The organism is Schnuerera sp. (genome assembly GCF_035459645.1).
Classification (GTDB): Bacteria; Bacillota; Clostridia; order Tissierellales; family Tepidimicrobiaceae; genus Schnuerera.
In genome coordinates this window covers 1-4,022 of record NZ_DATHXO010000076.1, presented here as the reverse complement: position 1 = coordinate 4,022, position 4,022 = coordinate 1, and the positions used below count along the sequence as shown (strand labels likewise).

At 30.4% G+C, this 4,022-nt stretch carries 7 protein-coding genes and 1 tRNA gene; all 8 read left to right on the top strand.

The window, feature by feature from the left end; genetic code table 11:
- Positions 1-284: 284 nt before the first annotated feature.
- A tRNA-Sec gene (locus tag VK998_RS01850) sits at positions 285-381 on the top strand.
- A 146-nt stretch (positions 382-527) separates the two neighbouring features.
- Complete coding sequence (locus VK998_RS01845; protein WP_325224848.1) at positions 528-734, top strand: alpha/beta-type small acid-soluble spore protein; 207 nt, start codon at positions 528-530, stop codon at positions 732-734.
- Between the two features lie 127 nt (positions 735-861).
- On the top strand, positions 862-1,242 hold the full coding sequence (locus VK998_RS01840; RefSeq protein WP_325224846.1) for an adenine nucleotide alpha hydrolase family protein: 381 nt from the start codon (positions 862-864) through the stop codon (positions 1,240-1,242).
- Between the two features lie 152 nt (positions 1,243-1,394).
- Positions 1,395-1,586 carry a twin-arginine translocase TatA/TatE family subunit gene (gene tatA, locus VK998_RS01835; RefSeq protein ID WP_325224843.1) on the top strand — a complete coding sequence of 64 codons (192 nt, stop codon included), beginning with the start codon at positions 1,395-1,397 and terminating at the stop codon, positions 1,584-1,586.
- A gap of 26 nt (positions 1,587-1,612) precedes the next feature.
- Entirely contained in the window at positions 1,613-1,762 is a 150-nt protein-coding gene (locus VK998_RS01830; protein ID WP_325224842.1) for a twin-arginine translocase TatA/TatE family subunit, read from the top strand.
- 33 nt (positions 1,763-1,795) lie between these two features.
- Entirely contained in the window at positions 1,796-2,512 is a 717-nt protein-coding gene (gene tatC, locus VK998_RS01825; protein WP_325224840.1) for a twin-arginine translocase subunit TatC, read from the top strand.
- Positions 2,513-2,650: 138 nt separating this feature from the next.
- Positions 2,651-3,127: a TorD/DmsD family molecular chaperone gene (locus tag VK998_RS01820; RefSeq protein WP_325224839.1), complete on the top strand. Its 477-nt coding sequence runs from the start codon at positions 2,651-2,653 to the stop codon at positions 3,125-3,127.
- A gap of 20 nt (positions 3,128-3,147) precedes the next feature.
- On the top strand, positions 3,148-4,022 hold an 875-nt coding region (locus VK998_RS01815), incomplete at its 3' end, for a molybdopterin-dependent oxidoreductase (protein WP_325224837.1).

The following is a 4,022-nucleotide window of genomic DNA, read 5'->3' as shown; positions in this document are numbered from 1 at the left end:
TAAGTTGTTCCTTGAATATTTCTGCCACATTAATAATATAAACAAAGCTGAATTAGCAGAACCAAATGGCGCATTAATGTGTATTTAAAAATTAAATTATAGCCCAAAATTTCAAAAAATGTAAATGTTATTCCAAATTTTTTCATATTATTATTTTGACATAATCAAAAGATAATCATGAGATGACATTATCAAAAGATAATCACAGTGAAAAAAACCCACCACTTGACACAACAAATAAACATGCTATAATATAGTAGTATCAAATATCACAACAACTAAATGGGAGTAGATGGGTGCTGGTGTGCCCTCTGGTCTTCAAAACCAGCGCGAGGCGTTAGGAGCGTCTTGGGTGAGTTCGATTCTCACATACTCCCGCCATTGAAAATTAGCCACTTTAGTGGCGTTTTTATTTTACTAAAATTAAAAATGGGAGATTTATCCTATCATCCTAAAATTGGTTAGTATTTTAATTTTCTTTTTAGACAAAATAAAATAGAATAATTCTATTTTAAGAGGTGAATTAAGTGGATAAAAGACCTGTTGATTCTAATGCTATTAAGGCATTGGATGAAATGAAAATGGAAATAGCTAAGGAACTGGGAATTTCAGATACTTTTAATAATAATAATGCAGATCCAGTAACTAATATATTTACAGCAGGACCCGTGGGAGGAATAATGACTAGGAAACTAGTAGAAATGGGAGAAAAAGAATTAATGGATGATGAATAGGATAGGTTTATCTATCCTATTTTCTTTATGAAAAATAGATATAGTTAAATTCTAATAGAATTAGTACTTTTTTTAAAAATTCATGTTATAATGTAATGGGTATCACTCTTTTAAAGGGGGATTTCATATGAAAAATGCTAAAGTTATGGTATGTGTTACCCAGCAAAGAACCTGTGAAAGGTTGATATTAGAGGGTTATAAATTAATTAAATCTAAAAATGATAAACTATATGTAATCCATGTAGTAAACGAAAGAGGAAAATTTTTGGAAAATATTGATGATGGAGAAGCTCTAGAATATTTATTCAATGTATCTAAAAAGGTAGGAGCAGATTTAACTGTACTTAGATCAAAAAATATATTAAAGACTATGATTGATTTTGCTAAGGATAATCATATCACCCATATCGTTATGGGAACTCCTCCAGATACCAAAAATGATAAAGATTTAAACATTAGATTACAATTGGAAAATGATCTATCAGATGTACAGTTTATTGTACTATAAGAGAACTCTTGTAAAAGGGTTCTTTTTTGATCATAATTATTTATAACAAAAGAATAACAAAAATTTAACAAAAATTTGGCAAAATCTGTGGAAATAATTTAATAATAATGGTACAATATGTTATGCAACTTTAAAACAAGGGAGGTATTTATATGGGTCGTATTGGATTTCAGGAATTGTTGGTTATTTTTGTTTTAGTATTATTGATTTTTGGACCTTCTAAATTGCCAGAAATCGGTAAATCTCTTGGGAAAGGTATCAATGAATTTAAGCGGGCTTCAAAGAATTTGAAAGACAGCGTTTCATTGGAAGATGAAGATGAATCTAAAGCGGAGAAATCTTAAAAGTACTAGGAGGTAGGTGATTTATAATGAGACTAGGATGGATGGAAATAATTCTAATAGTCGGCATAATATTGTTAATTTTCGGACCAAAAAGGTTTAGGCTAATTGGTAAATCTGCAAAGGATGGAGTTAAAGAATTTAAAAAGGAAGTGTCAGAAAACAAACAAGAAAAGTAAAACTACAAAAGATAAGGGCTAGGTGTATTAATGATGAAAGATGAAACAAAAAAAATGACCATTATAATGCATTTAGAAGAATTGAGAAAAAGAATAATTTTATGTTTAGTTGCATTGTTAATTGCATCAATTATAGGGTTTACCTTTGTTGATAATATAAGAAAATTGTTGCTATTACCTGCTGGTGAAATTGAGCTTATTTATATTAGCCCAGCAGAAGCGTTAATAGTTAATATCCGTATGGCAATCCTTTTTGGGATTATATTAGCTATGCCAATATTTGTTTACCAATTTTTAGCTTTTATTCTACCAGCATTATATAAAAATGAAAAAAAAATATTAATTCCAACGGTTTTTGCCATGTTTGCTATGTTTATAATTGGGGTTTTATTTTCGTATAAAATTGTTTTTCCTTTCACTATTACTTTTTTTCTAAAATTTGCTACATCAGACCTAGTTCCAATGTTTACAATAACACAGTATATATCATTTACCACAAAGTTTTTGATGATATTTGGAGTCGTTTTCCAATTGCCATTGCTTTTTTTAATTTTAGGAATATTGAATGTAGTCAATGCATCATTATTAAGCAAATCTAGAAAATATGCTATTATTGCTATTGCAGTTATAGCTGCCATTATTACACCACCAGATGTTATTTCGCAACTTATGATTATAGTTCCCTTATGGATTCTTTTCGAAATAGGTATATTACTAGTCAGAGTAGTTCAGTTTAAAAAAAATAAATAGAATAAATTTTAAAAGGAGGTGGACATTATCAATATAAATGCAACAAACCGAAGTCTTCAATATGCTTTAATTAGTAGATTTTTTCACAAACAAATCTCAACAAAAGACGCACCAGTACTATTAAGAACGATTTCATTTATGTCAGAAGAAAAACAAAAGGATTATAAAAAGTTAGTAGAAAAAATCGAAAAAGTATTACAGGACAAAGAAGAACAAAATAAGTTGCATATAGAATATGCCCACTTGTTTTTACTTCCAGAAGGTGTCAAACCTTATGAGTCAGTTTACCTAGGTCAGAAATCTATGATATATCAAGAACCTTGGGAGTCGGTGAAGGCTTTCTATCAGGATAATAATATGAAGCTTGATGAGAATCAATTATATCCAGAAGATCATATTTCTGTAGAATTGGCTTTTATGTCCTATCTTATTGATCAAAATATAGATGAAAAAATCCAACAAGATTTTTTACAACAGCATATCTTACGATGGGTACCTAAATTTTTAAATGATCTTTATGAAAACTCTTTTGCAAAATTTTATAAAATCGTTGCAAAACATGGGATAGGATTCATAGAAGAAGAAAAAAAGTGGATAAGCTATTTAAATTCATAATATGATAGGGGGTTAAAACTATGAAAGAAATAACAAAAGTAGAAATGGATAGACGAAATTTTCTCAAATCAGCTGCAGGTGGTACTCTTGCTGCAGGTTTAGGACTTGGGATTCCAAGGTTTGTACATGCTGAAACAGAAAATAGTCTATTTGAAAAGAAATCAAAAATAGTCAATAGTTATTGCAGTATTTGTGGTGGAGGATGTGGTATAAAAGCTCATGTAGTAAATGATAGGGTGGTTCATCTAGAAGGAAATCCAGAAGATCAAGCTGCTCAAGGGCGTTTATGTGTTAAGGCGTATTCTGCTATTAATACTTTATACGATCCAGATAGACTTAAATATCCAATGAAACGAACTAATCCTGAAAAAGGAGAAGGAATCGATCCAGGTTTTGTACAGATTAGTTGGGAAGAAGCATTTGAATTAACTGCAAAGAACTTTCAAAAAGCTATTGATGGATATGGTCCAGAATCAATTATTTTCTTTAGTAGAAGTCATGATTTTTTAAATAGATTAAGGGATGCTATTGGAACACCTAACCATGTAGCCCATCAAAGTACTTGTTTTACTCCGCAGGTAGCTAGTTGGTTTGCTCAGGTTACTGGAGGAGGCAGACCTTATACTTATGATATAGAGAATTGTAAATATATTATGGGATTTGGTTTCGATGGATTAGGGAAATCTAAAAATATGCATATTAGGAGCATTACACGAGCTCTAGCCAATAATGCAAAGATGGTAATACTGGATCCATATATGTCAGTAACTGCAAGAAAAGCTCACGAATGGATTCCAATTAAACCAGGTACCGATCTGGCTTTTGCTTTGGCTATGATCCATGTGATTGTTAAAGAAAAATTATATGATAAAGAATATGTTGAAAATATGACCTA

Coding starts and splice junctions, on each gene's coding strand:
- tatA (WP_325224843.1), top strand. CDS start 1,395: ATGGGTCGTATTGGATTTCAGGAATTGTTGGTTATTTTTGTTTTAGTA.
- tatC (WP_325224840.1), top strand. CDS start 1,796: ATGAAAGATGAAACAAAAAAAATGACCATTATAATGCATTTAGAAGAA.
- VK998_RS01830 (WP_325224842.1), top strand. CDS start 1,613: ATGAGACTAGGATGGATGGAAATAATTCTAATAGTCGGCATAATATTG.
- VK998_RS01840 (WP_325224846.1), top strand. CDS start 862: ATGAAAAATGCTAAAGTTATGGTATGTGTTACCCAGCAAAGAACCTGT.
- VK998_RS01820 (WP_325224839.1), top strand. CDS start 2,651: ATGTCAGAAGAAAAACAAAAGGATTATAAAAAGTTAGTAGAAAAAATC.